The organism is Pseudomonas marincola, assembly GCF_900682675.2.
Lineage (GTDB): Bacteria > Pseudomonadota > Gammaproteobacteria > Pseudomonadales > Pseudomonadaceae > Aquipseudomonas > Aquipseudomonas marincola.
The window spans coordinates 2,639,701-2,657,615 of the sequence record NZ_LR215729.2; the positions used below are offsets into that span (position 1 = coordinate 2,639,701).

Genomic DNA, 17,915 nt, shown 5'->3' on the forward strand with positions numbered 1-17,915 from the left:
TCCTTGCTATCTAGTCGAGGCTGTAGAGCGCGAGCGCCAGACCTTCCCGGCGCTCGTGTCGATTACGGATGAATCAGCGTTTGGCTGACTTCAGCGGCGCGCTGTTTTCCTCGATGAGTCGGGCGATCAAGGCATCAGCCTCGCTCATCTGGCGCTCATACACATTGGTGGTGAACGAGGCCTCCACAGGCGCTTGCTGCGCCAGCATCGGGCCGCTCTGGTCACGCAGGTTGACCGTCACCTTGGTCGACAGGCCTACACGCAACGGATGCTCGGCCAGTTGCTCGGCATTGATATGAATCCGAACCGGCACGCGCTGAACAATCTTGATCCAGTTGCCGGTGGCGTTCTGCGCTGGCAACAAGGCAAACGCACTGCCAGTTCCTGCGCCGAGGCTGTCGACACTGCCGCTGTACTTGACGTCGCTGCCGTAGATATCTGACTCAATATCAACTGTCTGGCCGATGCGCATCTGGCTGAGTTGGGTTTCCTTGAAGTTGGCATCGATCCACAACTGATCGAGCGGAATCACTGCCATTAAGGCCGTGCCGGGCTGCACCCGTTGACCAAGCTGCACAGTGCGCTTGGCCACGTAACCAGTTACCGGCGCCACCAGCGTGCTGCGCGCATTGTTCAGATAGGCCTGACGCAGATTGGCAGCGGCGGCCATGACGTCGGGATGCGAAGCAACAGTGGTGTCATCAATCAACGCCTTGCTGCTGCTCAACTGCTGCTTGATGTTGGCCAGCGCACTTTCGGCCGACGCCAGATCATCACGTGCATGGGACAGCTCTTCAGCCGAGATCGCGCCTGTTGCCGCCAGCGTTTTACGGCGGTTGTAGTTGTCGCGGGCTTTCTGCAGCGTGGCCTGCTGGGCACGAACCTGCGCTTTCATGGCATCGACGTTGCTGAACATGCCGCGCACCTGGCGCACAGTCTTACCCAGATTAGCCTCGGCACTCAGCAGGCCGATGTGCGAATCGCTTGGGTCAAACTGAATCAGCGTTTGGCCGGCATGCACCAAATCGCCGTCATCAGCGCCAATGCTGATCACCGTGCCGACCACTTGCGGAGTTATTTCAACCACGTTGCCGTTGACGTAGGCATCGTCGGTTTCCTCGCTCCAGCGTCCGAAGAACTCGTACCAGGCCCACACCCCGAGTGCGCCGGCGATCACCAGAAACAGGACCACCAGCAAGCCTGTTTTGCGCTTGCGCGAGTTGCTCGCATCCTGTGCTTGCTCGTTTGAATTTGTCGCTTCAGTAGCCATGTTGATTACCTTGATTTATTCGCTGCGTGCGGCAGATACAGGGACGTTAGGCACGTTGTTGCCGACATTGAAGCCGCCACCCAGTGCTTGCATCAACTCGATGGAAAGGTCGATATGCTCGGCGTTCAGACTGGCCAACTGACGTTGTGCCTGGAGCAATTGCTGCTCAATACTGAGCACGTCGAGGTAGTTGCCAATGCCCGAGGCGTAGCGCTGTACCACGGTGTCGTACGATTCCTTGGCGATGTCCGCGGCATGTTGCTGGGTGACAATCTGCTGCTTGATCGAGCGCAGTTGATTGAGCGTATCGGTGACATCGCCCAACGCGCCGACCAGCAACTTGTTGTATTGCGCCACGGCCAAGTCGTAATCGGCGTCACGCGCATCGAGATCGGCGCGCAGGCGTCCTCCGTCAAAAATCGGCAGAGTCACCGTGGGGGCAATATCGAAGAAACGGCTGGGAGAGCCGAACATGGCATCGCCCAACAGCGACTGCACCCCCGCGCCCATATTCAGATTCAGGTTCGGGTAGAAACGCGTCTTGCTGGCATCGATGCCTTTGCTGGCTGCCTCGACCCTCCAGCGCGCAGCGATCAGGTCCGGGCGACGCCCCAGCAGCTCAGCCGGCAAGGTGGCCGGCACCGCCACTGCTGCAGCTTGCAGCACTTGCGGCCGGCTCAGTTGGTTGCCGCGATCCGGGCCTTTGCCAAGCAGAATCGACAGCGCCACTTTGGCGCTCTGCAAACGCTTGCCGGCATCCTGCAACTGCTCTTGCGAGCTGGCCGCCAGGCTCTCGGTTTGCTGGTATTGGTAATGACTGTCTATGCCAGACTGCAAACGGCTCTGGCTCAACTGGAGCATTTGGCTAGTGCGTTTAACATCTTCTTCAGCAAGGTCGTACAACACATAGGCCTGAGCCAGATTGTTATACGCCCGGGCGACATCCGCTGACACGGTCAAACCCGCAGCGCGCTGATCCACTTCGGCCGCGCGTGCCTGGCCCAGTGCAGCTTCCCAGCTATCACGCTGGCCGCCCCACAGATCGAAGGTGTAATTAAATTCTGCGCCCAGGGTGCGCAAGGTGCTGTAGCGACCGCCCTCGCCTAGCGGGTCTTCTATGCGCGATAAGCGCGAGCGCGAAACACCCGCACTGGCATCGACAGTCGGCAAGCGATTGGCATCTGCGGCAGCCACTACAGCCGTTGCCTGATGCGCACGAGCACTGGCGATTTGCATATCCGGGCTGTTGACCAGCGCTTCGCTGATCAGGCTGTCGAGTTGGGGATCACCGAGGCTCTTCCACCAATCCGTCGCAGGCCATGCAGCGGGCGAAACCTTCACATCCTTGAGCGACTCATTGCTCTTGAGGTTATTGGAGTCTAGCCCCAAGCCCTCGGGCAACAAACCGGAGTAATTGGCGCAACCGGCCAGGCTCATGGCCAGCAGTACGCCTGCAATGCGCAAGGCAGGAAACTGTGTGCTCATTTTGCACCTATGTGTAACGCAACAATGGGATCGTCAACCGCGAGCAAGATCTTCGTCAGGCTTGCTTCAAGCGCCTGAACTTCTTCAGGTTCAAGCACGCCGACGAATTCGCCCATGGCCGCCGCGCCGACTTCGGGCAAGTGCGCAGCCAGCTCAAGCCCGCTGGCAGTCAGGGCAAGTCGCACCTGGCGCCGGTCAGTTGCGCAACGCTTGCGCACGAGCAGTTTCTTTTGTTCCAGACGGTCGAGCATGCGCGTCATCGAACCGCTGTCCAAAGCCAGATAGCGGCACAAGTCTGCCGGCGTATCGAGCTCATACTGCGCGATGATGATCAGCACCTTGAATTGCGCCGCCGTTACATCCAGCTCCGCCAGATGCTTATCGAGCAGGCGATCTTTGAGCAATGCAGCGCGCGCCACCAACAGGCCGATGGAGGCGTACTTAAAGTTTTGCGTGATAGATTTTTTCATTAGACACCCAATAGCTGCCTAGGCAGTTAGTGGGCGCAATTTAACTGCCTAGGCAGCTATTGTCAAAAATTAATTCCGTTTGTAACAAAGAATCAATTTTTTAAGAGGACGCGCTCAAGCGCTGGCAGGAATGCCGCTGTGAAAGCGGAACTCGGGGTCTGGCGTTTCGATCAGTTCGCGCTCGACTTCCCTCACCCGCACGATGGCCTTGTCGACATCATCGGCCTCGCCAAAGTGGTAGGCAAAGCGCAGATAGTTCTCGTAATGACGCGCCTCGGACTTGAGCAAACCGAAGTAGAACTTGCTCAATTCTTCATCAAGATGTGGGTATACCGCCGCGAAACGCTCGCAGCTACGCGCCTCGATAAACGCACCGACAACCAGTGTGTCGACCAGTTTGACCGGTTCGTGGGAGCGCACAACCCGACGTAAACCAGACGCATACCGCCCGGCATTCAGCGGCTGAGGTGCAATTTTGCGGCGTTTCATGATGCGCAGAACCTGCTCGTGGTGCACCAGCTCTTCGCGCGCCAGACGCGACATATAGGTGACCAGATCAACGTGCTGGTTGTACTTTGCAATCAGGCTCAGGGCCGTCGATGCCGCCTTGAACTCGCAGTTCTTATGATCAATCAGCATCAGGTCTTGCTGGCTCAGTGCAGCATCGATCCAGGCCTGCGGCGTGGCACAACCTAAAAAAGCATGTATTTCAGTCAACATTCCGCCACGTCCCAACCTTAGATGATGCAGATAAATTCTCAGCCTTGCCTTTGCGCGCCGCACCGCGATACGCGCGGCGATCGACCTGCGACCAATCAATAGTCAGCAGGCCTGACGGCATCCAGCGCGCATTATACGAATGCTAAGCGCAACGACCAGTCATACCGTTGATATCAATCAACAACACACCCGGCTTGCGCCATCTATTATCTATATACAGCAGCATCCACAGGGTTAAATCAGGGAGTCGGTCATGCAAGCCATCCGCAGCATTTTGGTAGTTCTGGACCCGGGCATCACGCCGAGCCTGGCCTTGAAACGCGCCAGATTAATTGCAGGCGTCACCCAGTCGCACTTGCATTTGCTGGTATGCGACAAGAAGCATGAACACGCCGCCATGCTTGAGCAGCTGTGCAGCGAACTCGACCGCGAAGGTTTCACTGCCAGCAGCCACCAGGCCTGGCATGACAATCCGCATAAAACCATCATTCGCGTCCAGCAGGCCGAAGGCTGCGGTTTGGTCATCAAACAGCACCTGCCGGACAACCCGCTGAAAAAAGCCCTGATCACCCCGGAAGACTGGAAGTTGCTGCGCTACTGCCCATGCCCGGTGCTGATGGTTAAAACCGAGAAGCCCTGGGCCGCTGGCACCGTCCTGGCCGCGGTGGATGTGGGCAACGAGGACACCGAGCACCGCGTGCTACACGCCAGCATTATTAGCCATGGCTATGACATCGCCGGTCTGGCCAAGGCGACTTTACATGTCGTCACCGCACACCCGACGCCCATGCTCTCGGCTGCTGACCCAACCTACCAGCTCACCGAAACCATCGAGGCCAGCTACCGCGCTCAATGCAGGGAATTTCAGGAGGAGTACGACATCAGCGACGACCGCCTGCATGTAGTCGAAGGCCCCGCCGACTCATTGATCCCCAACATCGCCCACCAACTCGGCGCTGCGGTCACGGTGATCGGCTCGGTTGCACGCACGGGTCTCTCGGGCGCGCTGATCGGCAATACCGCCGAGGTGATTCTCGACTCACTGGAAAGTGACGTATTAGTGATGAAACCGGATGACATCAGCGCGCATCTGGAAGAACTGGCAGCCAAGGCGTAGCTGGCAGGAGCTACTGGAGAGTTCGCCCTAAAGCGGATTCTCCAGGCCAGCCTGGAGGAATTTCGGCGCGATGTAGCGCTCGTAATGCGCCTCAGAGAGCAGGAAAAACTCACGATCAATGGCATCGCGCAGTACCGGCAAGGGACTGTCCCTGAATTCAGGTAACAACACCATGCCGTAGGCTTCAAGCTGGTTGATCACCCGCGCGCCCCGTGCAATTAACTGATAGGCCCAGCAATACGGCGACTGGTGCGCCACGTAGCGAATCTTGCGCTGCTGCAACTGCTTGAGCAGCAGGTCAGCATCGAACACCTCAAGTTTGGCCTGCATCACCTGCACCAGCAGCACTTCTAATCGCTGCCACACCGCTTGTTTCTGCTCTTCGGTGTAAGCATTCCAGCTAATCACCTCATGGTGGAAACGCTTACAGCCACGGCAAACCAGATCTCCGTAAACTGTTGAACAGAGACCGACACATGGCGTTTTGATGAGCTGATTGGGCATAGCAAAGCTTTCGGTACCGACTAAACAGACGGACATATTATCTGTTTGTCCTGCGCACTTCACTCACAACAGACCCGCAATCCCACAGCGCCGATCGGGGCCGGCTATATGCCGCGCACAATAAATACTTGCGCCTAAACGCAACCTGACAGTGCGATGAATACGGGCTCAAAACGCCACGTTTTCTGACCTTGGAGTCCCGTGAACAGTCAGAGGCACCCAGCTCTGACCCACCAGTCTTGACTTTTCAATCTTTCGGCCTGAGTGCTTTGGCTTAACTTTATGAAAGGATTCCAGTAGAATCTCCCGGCCTCTTAATAGGCGCTAAAGTCCGATTGAAGCTGTTTTCAAAGCGTCACGAGCACAGTTGATCCAGCAGGCACGATGTTGGCGCCGACTCCTGATACGCAATTCAGGAGCCGCGCCAACCCTCATCGCCCCTCGTCCTGCCGGCGTAAAACTTTGAAAACAGCTTCTGGAAGAAAGCCCTGAAATCAAGGCTAAGTGGCCCATAAAGCCGCGAAGCGCTTGGTTCAGTGTTTTCTTGATAAGCGTCCCGGACAACCCTTTGGGACAACTGATGAGGGTAATAACTGTGCTTGAAGCCTATCGCAAACATGTAGCAGAGCGTGCCGCTCAGGGTATCGTGCCCCAGCCGCTGAACGCCGAACAAACCGCAGGCCTGATTGAGCTGCTGAAGAACCCGCCCGCTGGCGAAGAAGAATTCCTCGTCGACCTGATCACCAATCGCGTACCGCCAGGCGTTGACGAAGCAGCCTATGTCAAGGCTGGCTTCCTCTCTGCTATCGCCAAAGGCGAAGTGACCTCCCCGCTGATCAACAAGCAACGCGCTGTTGAGCTGCTGGGCACCATGCAAGGCGGTTACAACATCGCCACTATGGTTGAACTGCTGGATGACGCCGAGCTTGGCGCAGTTGCCGCCGAGCAACTGAAGCACACCCTGCTGATGTTCGACGCCTTCCACGACGTTGCTGAAAAAGCCAAGGCTGGCAATGCCAACGCCAAAGCTGTTCTGCAGTCCTGGGCTGATGGCGAGTGGTTCAAGAACCGCCCAACGCTGGAAGACAAGATCAGCCTGCGCGTATTCAAGGTGACCGGCGAAACCAACACCGACGACCTGTCCCCTGCCCCGGATGCCTGGTCGCGCCCGGATATCCCGCTGCACGCGCTGGCCATGCTGAAAATGGCTCGCGACGGCATCGTGCCGGACGAGCAAGGCGTTACCGGCCCGATGAAGCAAATCGAAGCCATGCGCGGCGAAGGCTTCCCTATCGCTTACGTGGGTGACGTTGTAGGTACCGGTTCTTCGCGTAAATCAGCCACCAACTCGGTGCTGTGGTTCTTCGGCGACGACATCCCTTACGTGCCTAACAAGCGCGCTGGCGGTTTCTGCTTCGGCTCCAAGATCGCTCCAATCTTCTACAACACCATGGAAGATGCTGGCGCTCTGCCGATCGAATTCGACGTGTCGAACATGCACATGGGCGACGTGATCGACCTGTACCCGCACGCTGGCAAAGTTTGCAAGCACGGTACTGACGAAGTCCTGGCTACCTTCGAAATGAAGACTCCGGTTCTGCTCGACGAAGTACGCGCTGGCGGCCGTATCCCGCTGATCATTGGTCGCGGTCTGACCGAGAAAGCACGTGCTGAACTGGGCATGGGCCCTACTGATCTGTTCAAGCTGCCTCAGCCGCCTGCATCCAGCACCAAGGGTTTCACCCTGGCGCAGAAGATGGTCGGCAAGGCCTGCGGTCTGCCGGAAGGTCAAGGCGTTCGCCCTGGCACTTACTGCGAACCGAAGATGACCACCGTTGGCTCCCAGGACACCACTGGCCCGATGACCCGCGACGAGCTGAAAGACCTGGCTTGCCTGGGTTTCTCTGCTGACCTGGTTATGCAGTCGTTCTGCCACACTGCGGCTTATCCTAAGCCGATCGACGTGACCACTCACCACACCCTGCCAGACTTCATCCGCACCCGCGGTGGCGTCTCGCTGCGTCCTGGCGATGGCATCATCCACAGCTGGCTGAACCGCATGCTGCTGCCGGATACCGTTGGTACTGGTGGTGACTCGCACACCCGTTTCCCAATGGGTATCTCGTTCCCAGCAGGTTCGGGTCTGGTTGCGTTCGCAGCAGCCACTGGCGTTATGCCACTGGATATGCCGGAATCCATTCTGGTTCGCTTCAAGGGTAAAATGCAGCCTGGTATCACTCTGCGTGACCTGGTCCATGCAATCCCTTACTACGCCATCCAGAAAGGCCTGCTGACTGTTGAGAAGAAAGGCAAGATCAACGCCTTCTCCGGCCGCATTCTCGAGATCGAAGGTCTTGACGAGCTGACCGTTGAACAAGCGTTCGAACTGTCTGACGCCTCTGCAGAGCGCTCTGCAGCCGGTTGCACGATCAAAATTCCGGAAAAAGCCATTGGCGAATACCTGCAGTCGAACATCACCCTGCTGCGCTGGATGATCAGCGAAGGCTACGGCGATGCGCGCACCATGGAACGTCGCGCTCAAGCGATGGAAGCCTGGTTGGCTGAACCGAAGCTGATGAGTGCTGATGCCGACGCCGAATACGCTGAAGTGATCGAAATCGACCTGGCTGACTTGAAAGAGCCAGTGCTGTGCGCACCTAACGACCCGGACGATGCACGTCTGCTGTCGAGCGTTCAGGGCGAGAAGATCGACGAAGTGTTCATCGGTTCGTGCATGACCAACATCGGTCACTTCCGCGCTGCCGGTAAGCTGCTGCAAAAAGTCACTGGCGGTATCCCGACTCGTCTGTGGCTGTCGCCGCCGACCAAGATGGACGCTCACCAACTGACTGAAGAAGGCTACTACGGCATCTTCGGCAAAGCCGGTGCGCGCATGGAAATGCCGGGTTGCTCGCTGTGCATGGGTAACCAGGCACGTGTTGAAGCCAACTCCACTGTGGTGTCGACTTCTACCCGTAACTTCCCGAACCGTCTGGGCGATGGCGCCAACGTGTACCTGGCCTCTGCCGAACTGGCAGCGGTTGCTGCAATCACCGGCAAACTGCCGACGGTTGAAGAGTACATGGGCTACGCGAAAGACATCGACAGCATGGCTGCCGACGTTTACCGCTACCTGAGCTTCGACCAGATTGCCGAGTTCCGTGAAGCCGCTGCGAACGCCAATATCCCGGTTGTTCAAGCTTAAGCTGCACGCGCTTAGCGTCTGAAAAAGCCCCGCCTCGTGCGGGGTTTTTTTATGCCTGAAACAAGCCCGAACACAGGCGTAACCGCTCAGTGGCACATGGCTTGCTTATATCGAGGCATGCGCTGCAAAGGTGGAGCGCATGGTCTGACAATGGCGTCGTTTCTGTTCTGCTTTAAGCAGTCACGGATACGACGCTTTTTTGTGTTGCGAAAGGAACGGGCAATGAGCGATAGCACTCGTCGCAGTGATGTACTTGATTGGGTTAACGGCTCAGACGCACCCGAAAAAAGCGTACTCAACCTGGGGTTTATGGCCCTCACAGATTCAGCATCGCTGATAGTGGCGGCAACACAAGGCTTTGCCCAGCCCTACGGGTTGACCTTGAACCTGCAGCGTCAGGCGTCCTGGGCCACGCTGCGCGACAAGTTGCTCAGTTCCGAACTCGATGCAGCTCAAGTGCTGTACGGGCAAATCTATGGCACGCATCTGGGTATTGGCGGCCCTGCCACAGACATGGCCATTCTCATGGGCCTCAATCAGAACGGTCAGGCCATCAACCTGTCGGCGCAACTGATGCAGGCCGGCGTGACCAATGGCGAGGCACTGCACCAGCACGTGCATCATGACGGTGCAAAACTGACTTTCGCCCAGACCTTCCCAACTGGCACACACGCCATGTGGCTCTACTACTGGCTGGCCAGCAATGGCATCCATCCACTTGAAGATGTACGCACCGTAGTAGTGCCGCCAGCGCAAATGGTCGAGCATCTGCAAGCGCAGCGCATTGATGGTTTTTGCGCTGGCGGGCCATGGGGCGCACTGGCGGTCGATCAGAATCAGGGTTTTACCGTGGCTACCAGCCAAAGCATCTGGGCCGATCACCCGGAAAAAGTGTTGGGGGTTACCCGCGAATTCGTCGAGCTGTACCCCAATACGGCACGCGCACTGACCATGAGCGTGCTCGAAGCCAGTCGTTTCATTGATGAAAACCCGGAAAACAAACGCAGCACTGCCAAGCTGATCAGCAGCAGCGAATACCTCAATGCGCCGCTGTCGAGTGTCGAGCCGCGCTTTCTCGGGCATTATCAAGACGGCCTCGGCAACGCTTGGGCTGACCCGCATCCGCTGCATTTTCACGCGGGCGGCGCGGTCAACATGCCGTACTTATCAGATGGCATGTGGTTCATGAGCCAGTTCCGCCGCTGGGGTTTGTTGCGTGAAGCCCCCGACTACCTGGCAGTTGCGCAGCAGATACATCAGCTGGAACTGTATCGTCAGGCCGCCACGGCGCTGGACATCAAGATTCCAGCGCCTATGCGCAGCAGCACCCTGATGGACGGCAAGTGCTGGGACGGCCTCGATCCCGAGCGCTACGCCAAAAGTTTCGATCTGCACGCCTTGAGCACTCGCTCAGGCATTGCCAACTAACAGGCAGGAGACCGAAACATGATGCGCGTTCTACTGATAGACGACACCCCGAAAAAAGTCGGACGCCTCAAAGCCGCGCTGATCGAAGCCGGTTTTGAGGTAATCGAAGAGTCCGGGCTGACCATCGACCTGCCCGCCCGCGTCGAAGCGGTAAGACCTGACGTGGTGCTAATTGACAGCGACTCACCGGGGCGGGATGTGATGGAGCAAGTGGTCTTGGTCAGCCGCGACCAGCCACGTCCAATTGTGATGTTCACCGATGAACACAACCCGGCGGTTATGCGTCAGGCGATTCAGTCTGGCGTGAGTGCTTATATTGTCGAAGGCATTCATGCCCAGCGTCTGCAACCGATTCTTGATGTGGCAATGGCGCGCTTCGAGAGTGATCAGGCGCTACGTGCGCAGCTGCACGCCCGCGACGCTCAACTGGCCGAACGCAAGCGAATCGAACTGGCCAAAGGCCTGCTCATGAAGATGAAGAGTTGCGATGAAGAAGCGGCCTATACCCTGATGCGCCGCCAGGCCATGAGCCGTCAGCAAAAACTGATTCAAGTGGCTGAGCAGATCATCGCGATGAACGACCTGCTCGGCAGTTAGCGGCTGTTATCGACCATAAACTGTACCGGCAAAATAGTGACTGCTGCGTTGCAATACACAGTCACGCGGCGCTGTCAGCGTTCGGGCAACCGTTTGCGCAGCAGCGAAAACGTCCGGCCAGCTCTGAGTCGGCTCGACTGTGTGGCAAGGCCAGCCGGCTTTTAGCCTGAGGAGCAACACTGGCCTGAAGCTAATGCCTCTGCATGCCCCGCGCTAGACAAGCCGCTCAGGCTCGCATATCTTTGCATCCAGGCCGCCGCAGCGGCCAGCGTCGCTCGGACGGTTCCGGGCGCTTACGTACTTCGAGGTTCCAATGGCTGAGCAAGCTAAGCGCCGCTTTGCGCGCATCGATCGTCTCCCCCCTTACGTTTTCAACATTACTGCCGAACTGAAAATGGCTGCTCGTCGCCGTGGCGAAGACATCATTGATTTCAGCATGGGCAATCCCGACGGCCCGACGCCGCCGCACATTGTTGAAAAACTCTGCACAGTTGCTCAACGCGAAGACACCCACGGGTACTCCACTTCACGCGGTATTCCACGCCTGCGCCGGGCTATTTCGCGCTGGTACGCGGATCGCTATCAAGTGGATATCGACCCGGAAGATGAGGCCATCGTCACCATCGGCTCCAAAGAAGGTCTGGCGCATTTGATGCTCGCCACCCTGGACCATGGCGACACGGTACTGGTGCCAAATCCCAGCTACCCGATCCATATCTACGGCGCGGTATTGGCAGGCGCGCAGGTACGCTCTGTACCGCTGGTGCCAGGCGTCGATTTTTTTGCCGAGCTTGAACGCGCCATTCGCGAATCGATCCCGAAACCGAAGATGATGATTCTGGGCTTCCCGTCTAACCCCACGGCGCAGTGCGTGGAACTGGACTTCTTTGAGCGCGTAGTTGCGCTGGCCAAGCAGTACGATGTGCTGGTGGTGCATGATCTGGCCTATGCCGATATCGTTTATGACGGCTGGAAAGCGCCATCGATCTTGCAAGTGCCTGGCGCCAAGGATGTCGCGGTTGAGTTCTTCACCCTGTCGAAAAGCTACAACATGGCAGGCTGGCGCATCGGTTTCATGGTCGGCAACAAAGAGCTGGTGAATGCACTGGCGCGCATCAAGAGTTATCACGACTACGGCACCTTCACCCCGCTGCAAGTTGCTGCGATTGCAGCCCTTGAGGGTGATCAACAATGTGTGCGTGATATCGCCGAACAATATCGCCAGCGCCGCAACCTTATGGTCAAAGGCCTGCACGAAATGGGCTGGATGGTCGAGAACCCCAAAGCCTCGATGTACGTCTGGGCCAAGATACCGCAGCCGTATGCAGCCCTGGGCTCGCTGGAATTTGCCAAGAAACTGCTGGCCGAAGCCAAGGTGTGCGTATCGCCCGGGATCGGCTTTGGCGACTATGGCGATGACCATGTGCGCTTTGCCCTGATCGAGAATCAGGACCGAATCCGTCAGGCCCTGCGCGGTATCAAAAACATGTTCCGCGCCGATGGATTAATCCAGGCCCCCGCCACCAAGCCGCGTAAAGCTTCGGACGACTGAAGCACCAGCGCATTGCCCTGCTGGCCACTAGCCGCCAGCAGGGTTTCAGCTTGAGTAATCCAGCACGGTCCATACCCGGCTCAAGCCCTCACCAATCACACACGACGAATCAGCCAACTGCTTGTTGTAGTGCAACGACATCAGGCTGGTTGCCCCGTCTGCTGCATCTTCGCGTTCCGTCAGCCACTGCACACGTCCGCAATTGGGGGTGTCGATCACATAGCTGGCTGCTACGGCCGTTACCGGACTGTCGAGATGAATGGCGCCAATGACCGTGCCGTGTTCCTCAACTCGCACACCGTCGGCGACCAGTACGGCCCACGCCTCGTCGTTATCGATCACCAGGTAATTACCGTTGGCCTTCGGGCCTTCAACCTGCGGCTGCGCGCAGCCCATCAGTAAGGCCGACAGCAAAATTGTCATAAGTATTTGTTGCATTGCTCGTGTACCTCCACCTTGTTCCGAACATCTGGATGGGGCGACATTGCTGCTTGAGTGAGAGCATTTGCCGCCAGCGTGGAGATACTAAAGCTCAATACTGTTTATTTGTACAGTGCTTTTGCATTATCCTTTGATCCTCGAACTGACACACCCGCAGCCAGGCAGGTGGTTCTTCTTTCAGCGCCGACCGGAGCAAAATCATGCAGGATGTAATGCAACTCAAGTCCTTAGTAAACCGGATGAGCCTCGATAAAATCCGTGCGACAGTCGATGAATTGCACCTTGAGGGGATCGTTACCGAAGGCAAAACCCCATTCAACCGGGTTCACTTCAACACCTGCTTTGCAGAAATAGAGGCGCTGCTGCAACGCGGGGGGTATCACAAGCCGTTGGATGTGGTGGGTTATCAAGGGCTGGCCTATGCCATGTTCGACCCCACTCGCTGGGATGCGGTAGAAGTACTGCGTTGGCTCAAGGACTTCGTCGAAGAGCCGCGCATGTGCCCGGCAAACTGAGTCGCCGATAAGGGCTCAAGCTCTATACTCGCGCGCTGGAGCGCAATTGCATGGCACCAATGCGCTGCCGTGCAATCGCCAGAGCGGGCCCTATCAAACTAACAACAAGATTAGATAACTCTCTTATCTATCTGATATAGAAGCGATTTCAACCCTACTCTAAGCATTCACTTTAAATGCTCAATATCCCTCAATCAGTCTAACTGCGGCTTAATGCACTGCCGACATCCCCTCAAAGCCACGTACAATATCGCGCACTGCGTTATGCCTAACCGCCGCCCTTGCGAGAATTATCATGGCCCGACTGACCCTGCAATTTCCTGAACACCAGTACTGCTACAGCACTCAACTGACCGTACGAGTGACCGATATCAACGCGGCCAACCACCTTGGCAACGACTCGATGATTTCCATGATCTCCGAGGCGCGAGCGCGTTTTCTGTTCGAGTTTGGCATTGGCGAACCTGGCACTGAGGGTGCCGGTATTATCGTGACGGACCTTGCGACCACTTACCGCAATGAAGCCCATGCCCGCGATCAGTTGCTGTTTGAGGTCGGCGTTATGGACTTCAACAAATACGGCGGCGATATCACCTTCCGTATCACTCGCCCTGCCGACAACGCGCTGATTGCGATGGCTAAATCGGGCTTTGTGTTTTTTGACTACGTGGCCTCATCCGTCGTGCGCATGCCGGCAGACTTCAAAGCCAAATTCCCTCAGGTGAATTGGGTCGACTGACTGAAATTATTTTTCAGTCCCGCCGTGACAAAGCGCGATTGCTCTGCTACGCCTAACACAATAATCATAAATGTACGGGGGAATCACAATGTCAGCTATGCGCAGCCACCTTCGCCAAGCCGGATTCATGTCCAACGTTCTGGCTATCGTCTTACTCACCGCACCGCTCCCCACCCATGCACAAAACACTACAGGTAGTGCGGCGAGTTGCAGTGAGACAGTAACTGTGGCCACTCACAGCCGACAGGCGGAGCGCCAATCCATCGCCCGCTAAGCCACTTGGCATCACCCAGCGCGCAGCGTTTGTCGGAACATTACGCCATACGCTGCAGCGCAACCCTCACGCACTTTTTCGTGCGCTGCTCGCGTCTCTTGCACCGCTTTAAATCACTGCACTTTACAAGCGAGCCATACAAACCGCTCTAGCGCGGCACTTGGCAATATTGGCTCATGTTTTGCTTTGGCTAACAGCAGGTAGCCAAAGGCGGTTGCCACCCTACGACAAAGACGTCGCCTCAGCTTTACGCAATTTGCGTTTGGTTGATGCGGCGTTTTTTGCGTTTTACCCCAGCGATCGGGGCTTGCACAGCCGGCCAGCACGGCGCGTTGTGCCCGTTACTCAATAACCCTGTTGTGGCTTTAAGCCACGGTGACGCACTCGTGCGACGCACCGTCAGGGCGCAACCGCCATTTTGACGTTGTTGGTCGGATTCGCCCACGGTCATTAATTGCTGATGAGGTGTTCGATGAATACAAGCTTCTGGAAAGCGGGCCACACACCCACGCTGTTCTCTGCATTTCTGTATTTTGACCTGAGTTTCATGGTCTGGTATCTGCTCGGGCCACTGGCGGTACAGATTGCTACCGATCTCGAACTGACCACCCAACAACGCGGGCTGATGGTCGCCACGCCGATTCTGGCCGGCGCAGTTTTGCGCATCGTCATGGGCCTGTTGGCGGATCGCTTATCGCCGAAAACGGCTGGTTTGATTGGCCAGGTGATTGTTATCACCTCGCTGTTTGCTGCATGGCAAATCGGCATTGAAACGTATGAGCACGCCATCCTGCTGGGGCTGTGTCTGGGCGTTGCGGGTGCCTCCTTCGCGGTTGCCCTGCCGCTGGCCTCGCAATGGTATCCGCCAGAGCATCAGGGCAAAGCCATGGGTATTGCCGGCGCCGGGAACTCTGGCACTGTGCTGGCCGCAATCTTCGCGCCTGCATTGGCCGCCATGTTTGGCTGGCAGAATGTGTTTGGCTGGGCGCTGATTCCATTGGTTATCACGCTGGTGGTGTTTGCCCTACTTGCCAAGAACTCACCGAACCGGCCCAAGCCGAAAGCGCTGGCCGATTACATGAAGGCGCTGGGTGACCGTGACAGCTGGTGGTTCATGTTCTTCTACAGCGTCACCTTCGGCGGCTTCATCGGCCTTGCCAGCGCCCTGCCGGGCTACTTCAGCGACCAGTACGGCCTCAATCCGGTGACGGCTGGCTACTACACGGCCGCCTGCGTGTTTGCCGGCAGCCTGCTACGCCCTCTTGGCGGCGCTTTGGCTGATCGTATTGGTGGCATACGCGCCCTGTTGATGATGTACACGGTCGCTGCGGTCTGCATCGCAGCCGTGGGTTTCAACTTGCCAAGTTCTGCGGCAGCACTGGCCTTGTTTGTCTGCGCCATGCTTGGGCTGGGCGCGGGTAACGGCGCTGTCTTCCAATTGGTGCCGCAGCGTTTCAGCAAGGAAATCGGGGTAATGACCGGCCTCATCGGCATGGCAGGTGGCGTCGGTGGATTCCTGCTTGCAGCGGGCCTTGGGGCTATCAAGCAACACACCGGCGACTATCAGCTGGGCCTCTGGTTATTTGCCAGCCTCGGCATTCTGGCCTGGTTCGGCCTCTACGGGGTTAAGCAACGCTGGCGCACCACTTGGGGCTCGGCTGCGTTCACCGCGGCACGGGTCTGATGAGTTGCTGCCCCGCACGCGAGCCCTTTTGATGGTGCCGCGTGCGGGGCAGCGCTCGTTTCGTTATCAAAAATTGCCGAGGTAACTGTGGCATTGCAATTATCGTTTGGTGAAGCCAGTGCAACCGGGCCACGTGCGGAGAATCAGGATGCCATGCGCATCGTCACGCCCGCGCCTGCTTTGGCTGAAAGCAAAGGCCACCTGTTCGCATTGGCAGACGGTGTAAGCCAGTGCGCAGACGGCCAGCTTGCTGCGCAGGCGACCCTGCAAGCGCTGGCACTTGATTACTACGCGACGCCAGAAACCTGGTCGGTTAACCAAAGCCTCGACCGCGTGCTGATTGCCCACAATCGCTGGCTACAGGCCAACGGTGGCGGCCAACCCCTGCTGACAACTCTGAGCGCGCTGGTGGTGCGCGGCCGGCGCTTCACGCTGGCGCACATTGGTGACTGCCGTGTTTACCGCTGGTTCGCCGGCAAGCTTGAGGTGATCAGTCAGGATCATGTCTGGCAGCAGCCGGGCATGCAGCATGTGCTCAAGCGGGCGATGGGCCTGGATCAGCATGTAATCATCGACTATCTGGACGGTGAGCTGCGCCAAGGTGAGAGCTTTCTGCTGCTCACAGACGGCGTGTGGGCGACGCTAAGCGATAACACCATTGCGAGTATATTGCACGATGCCAGCGATCCTGAGGCGGCCGTGCAGGCGCTCATACACGCGGCGCACCTTGCGGGCAGCCAAGACAATGCCAGCGCAATGATAGTCAACATCGAAACACTGCCCGAGACTCACCTCGCCGACACACTGGCGCAGCTGCATCAGTGGCCCGCCCCTCCCGTTTTACAGCCCGGAAAAGAGTTCGAAGGCTGGCACGTAGAAGACCTGCTCCATCAGTCGCGCCAATCACTGATGTACCGCGTGCGCGACAAACAGGGCCAGCACTGGCTGTTAAAAACCCTGCCCGCCAACCGCGCAGATGAACCGCAGGCAGCCCCCGCATTGTTGCTCGAAGAGTGGTTTTTGCGCCGGGTAGCGGGCAGCCATTTTGCCGAAGTGCACCCGTTACCTCAGCGCCAGCATCTGTATTACCTGCAACGCCAATACACCGGGCAAACCCTTGCCGAAATGCTCAAAGCCGATGGTCCCCTGAGCCTGGCCGACTGGCTGCGTATTGCGCCCAGACTGATCAAGGCACTGGGCATGCTGCACCGGCGCAATATCATTCACCGCGACATCAAGCCGGAAAACATTCTTTGCTGCGATGACGGTGAGGTGCGCATTATCGACTTTGGCTTGGCCTTCTGCCCCGGCTTGTCGCCGGTCGAGACGACAACCGTGGCGGGTACACCGAGCTATATCGCCCCCGAAGCCTTCAACGGCGCTGCCCCAAGCGCCAGCCAGGACATTTTCGCAGCCGGCGTTACGCTGTATCAGGCGCTCACCGGCCATTACCCCTATGGCGAGATTGAAGCCTTCCAACGCCCGCATTTCAAACAACCGACGGCGGCCAGCCGTTATCGCCCGGACCTGCCGGTCTGGGTCGATCAGCAGTTGCTGCATGCCATTTGTGCAGACCCGGATGAGCGTTTCGAGACGGCTGAGCAGTGGTTGCTTGAGATAGAGCATGGCGAACGCCAGTCACTGGCTATTCGCCCCCGGCCATTACTGGAGCGCGAGCCGCTGGCTGTATGGCGGACAGTAGCGCTAATCGCACTGGCGCTTAACGTGGTGCTGTTCATTGCTGTACTGCGCTGACCAATGCACCAAAAGCAGCCATACCGCATTAAAGCAGTGCAAAAGACCCGTAAAAATCAAACCCTCAGCCCTTCAGCGCCCTTAAAAACAGCGGCCTGGGGAATTGGCACGGTAACTGCTTTAAGGAATTTACAATTTAAATAAAGCGCGATCTTCAAC

Annotated in this window: 15 protein-coding genes; 9 read left to right on the forward strand and 6 right to left on the reverse strand. The window is 57.5% G+C overall.

The annotated features are described in order from the left end of the window. Positions 1-73: 73 nt before the first annotated feature. The 4 genes from PMYSY11_RS12215 to PMYSY11_RS12230 form a co-directional block, all read right to left on the reverse strand. Positions 74-1,270: an HlyD/EmrA/EmrK family protein gene (locus tag PMYSY11_RS12215; protein WP_069900152.1), complete on the reverse strand. Its 1,197-nt coding sequence runs from the start codon at positions 1,268-1,270 to the stop codon at positions 74-76. A 15-nt stretch (positions 1,271-1,285) separates the two neighbouring features. Continuing rightward, positions 1,286-2,755 carry an efflux transporter outer membrane subunit gene (locus PMYSY11_RS12220; RefSeq protein ID WP_150549339.1) on the reverse strand — a complete coding sequence of 490 codons (1,470 nt, stop codon included), beginning with the start codon at positions 2,753-2,755 and terminating at the stop codon, positions 1,286-1,288. Beyond that, positions 2,752-3,225 (reverse strand): MarR family winged helix-turn-helix transcriptional regulator, encoded by a 474-nt coding sequence (locus PMYSY11_RS12225; protein WP_090512214.1) that lies wholly within the window; start codon positions 3,223-3,225, stop codon positions 2,752-2,754. The genes PMYSY11_RS12220 and PMYSY11_RS12225 overlap by 4 nt, the downstream gene beginning before the upstream one ends. 114 nt (positions 3,226-3,339) lie before the next feature. Then, positions 3,340-3,945 carry a MiaE family protein gene (locus PMYSY11_RS12230; RefSeq protein WP_069900149.1) on the reverse strand — a complete coding sequence of 202 codons (606 nt, stop codon included), beginning with the start codon at positions 3,943-3,945 and terminating at the stop codon, positions 3,340-3,342. Positions 3,946-4,198: 253 nt separating this feature from the next. On the opposite strand from PMYSY11_RS12230, the gene PMYSY11_RS12235 reads away from it, so the two are divergent. Continuing rightward, positions 4,199-5,062, forward strand: coding sequence for a universal stress protein (locus PMYSY11_RS12235; RefSeq protein WP_090512217.1), 864 nt, complete (start codon positions 4,199-4,201; stop codon positions 5,060-5,062). A gap of 27 nt (positions 5,063-5,089) precedes the next feature. Here PMYSY11_RS12235 and PMYSY11_RS12240 read toward each other — a convergent pair whose 3' ends face one another. Next, complete coding sequence (locus tag PMYSY11_RS12240) at positions 5,090-5,566, reverse strand: DUF1289 domain-containing protein (protein WP_069900373.1); 477 nt, start codon at positions 5,564-5,566, stop codon at positions 5,090-5,092. 595 nt (positions 5,567-6,161) lie between these two features. Between PMYSY11_RS12240 and acnB the strand changes: the two genes are divergently transcribed. From acnB to alaC, 4 genes are all read left to right on the forward strand, one after another. Then, on the forward strand, positions 6,162-8,771 hold the full coding sequence (acnB, locus tag PMYSY11_RS12245) for a bifunctional aconitate hydratase 2/2-methylisocitrate dehydratase (RefSeq protein WP_150549716.1): 2,610 nt from the start codon (positions 6,162-6,164) through the stop codon (positions 8,769-8,771). Positions 8,772-8,993: 222 nt separating this feature from the next. Then, positions 8,994-10,199: a CmpA/NrtA family ABC transporter substrate-binding protein gene (locus tag PMYSY11_RS12250; protein WP_150549340.1), complete on the forward strand. Its 1,206-nt coding sequence runs from the start codon at positions 8,994-8,996 to the stop codon at positions 10,197-10,199. Positions 10,200-10,217: 18 nt separating this feature from the next. After that, positions 10,218-10,796: an ANTAR domain-containing response regulator gene (locus tag PMYSY11_RS12255; protein WP_090512226.1), complete on the forward strand. Its 579-nt coding sequence runs from the start codon at positions 10,218-10,220 to the stop codon at positions 10,794-10,796. A 313-nt stretch (positions 10,797-11,109) separates the two neighbouring features. After that, positions 11,110-12,348 (forward strand): alanine transaminase, encoded by a 1,239-nt coding sequence (gene alaC, locus PMYSY11_RS12260; RefSeq protein WP_150549341.1) that lies wholly within the window; start codon positions 11,110-11,112, stop codon positions 12,346-12,348. A gap of 45 nt (positions 12,349-12,393) precedes the next feature. Here the strand turns inward: alaC and PMYSY11_RS12265 are convergent, their stop codons facing one another. Beyond that, on the reverse strand, positions 12,394-12,786 hold the full coding sequence (locus tag PMYSY11_RS12265) for a hypothetical protein (RefSeq protein WP_069900143.1): 393 nt from the start codon (positions 12,784-12,786) through the stop codon (positions 12,394-12,396). A gap of 203 nt (positions 12,787-12,989) precedes the next feature. Here PMYSY11_RS12265 and PMYSY11_RS12270 point away from each other — a divergent pair, with 203 nt between their 5' ends. From PMYSY11_RS12270 to PMYSY11_RS12285, 4 genes are all read left to right on the forward strand, one after another. Then, entirely contained in the window at positions 12,990-13,304 is a 315-nt protein-coding gene (locus PMYSY11_RS12270; RefSeq protein ID WP_069900142.1) for a transcriptional regulator, read from the forward strand. 295 nt (positions 13,305-13,599) lie between these two features. Further along, on the forward strand, positions 13,600-14,043 hold the full coding sequence (locus tag PMYSY11_RS12275) for a thioesterase family protein (RefSeq protein ID WP_069900141.1): 444 nt from the start codon (positions 13,600-13,602) through the stop codon (positions 14,041-14,043). Positions 14,044-14,789: 746 nt separating this feature from the next. Beyond that, positions 14,790-16,001: a nitrate/nitrite transporter gene (locus tag PMYSY11_RS12280; protein ID WP_090512231.1), complete on the forward strand. Its 1,212-nt coding sequence runs from the start codon at positions 14,790-14,792 to the stop codon at positions 15,999-16,001. Between the two features lie 87 nt (positions 16,002-16,088). Further along, complete coding sequence (locus tag PMYSY11_RS12285; protein WP_150549342.1) at positions 16,089-17,756, forward strand: bifunctional protein-serine/threonine kinase/phosphatase; 1,668 nt, start codon at positions 16,089-16,091, stop codon at positions 17,754-17,756. The last annotated feature ends 159 nt before the right edge of the window (positions 17,757-17,915 follow it).

What these genes read in the sequence shown, in the direction of transcription:
- PMYSY11_RS12215 (WP_069900152.1), bottom strand. Translation starts at nt 1,270, where the DNA reads ATGGCTACTGAAGCGACAAATTCAAACGAGCAAGCACAGGATGCGAGC.
- PMYSY11_RS12220 (WP_150549339.1), bottom strand. Translation starts at nt 2,755, where the DNA reads ATGAGCACACAGTTTCCTGCCTTGCGCATTGCAGGCGTACTGCTGGCC.
- PMYSY11_RS12225 (WP_090512214.1), bottom strand. Translation starts at nt 3,225, where the DNA reads ATGAAAAAATCTATCACGCAAAACTTTAAGTACGCCTCCATCGGCCTG.
- PMYSY11_RS12230 (WP_069900149.1), bottom strand. Translation starts at nt 3,945, where the DNA reads ATGTTGACTGAAATACATGCTTTTTTAGGTTGTGCCACGCCGCAGGCC.
- PMYSY11_RS12235 (WP_090512217.1), top strand. Translation starts at nt 4,199, where the DNA reads ATGCAAGCCATCCGCAGCATTTTGGTAGTTCTGGACCCGGGCATCACG.
- PMYSY11_RS12240 (WP_069900373.1), bottom strand. Translation starts at nt 5,566, where the DNA reads ATGCCCAATCAGCTCATCAAAACGCCATGTGTCGGTCTCTGTTCAACA.
- PMYSY11_RS12250 (WP_150549340.1), top strand. Translation starts at nt 8,994, where the DNA reads ATGAGCGATAGCACTCGTCGCAGTGATGTACTTGATTGGGTTAACGGC.
- PMYSY11_RS12255 (WP_090512226.1), top strand. Translation starts at nt 10,218, where the DNA reads ATGATGCGCGTTCTACTGATAGACGACACCCCGAAAAAAGTCGGACGC.
- alaC (WP_150549341.1), top strand. Translation starts at nt 11,110, where the DNA reads ATGGCTGAGCAAGCTAAGCGCCGCTTTGCGCGCATCGATCGTCTCCCC.
- PMYSY11_RS12265 (WP_069900143.1), bottom strand. Translation starts at nt 12,786, where the DNA reads ATGCAACAAATACTTATGACAATTTTGCTGTCGGCCTTACTGATGGGC.
- PMYSY11_RS12270 (WP_069900142.1), top strand. Translation starts at nt 12,990, where the DNA reads ATGCAGGATGTAATGCAACTCAAGTCCTTAGTAAACCGGATGAGCCTC.
- PMYSY11_RS12275 (WP_069900141.1), top strand. Translation starts at nt 13,600, where the DNA reads ATGGCCCGACTGACCCTGCAATTTCCTGAACACCAGTACTGCTACAGC.
- PMYSY11_RS12280 (WP_090512231.1), top strand. Translation starts at nt 14,790, where the DNA reads ATGAATACAAGCTTCTGGAAAGCGGGCCACACACCCACGCTGTTCTCT.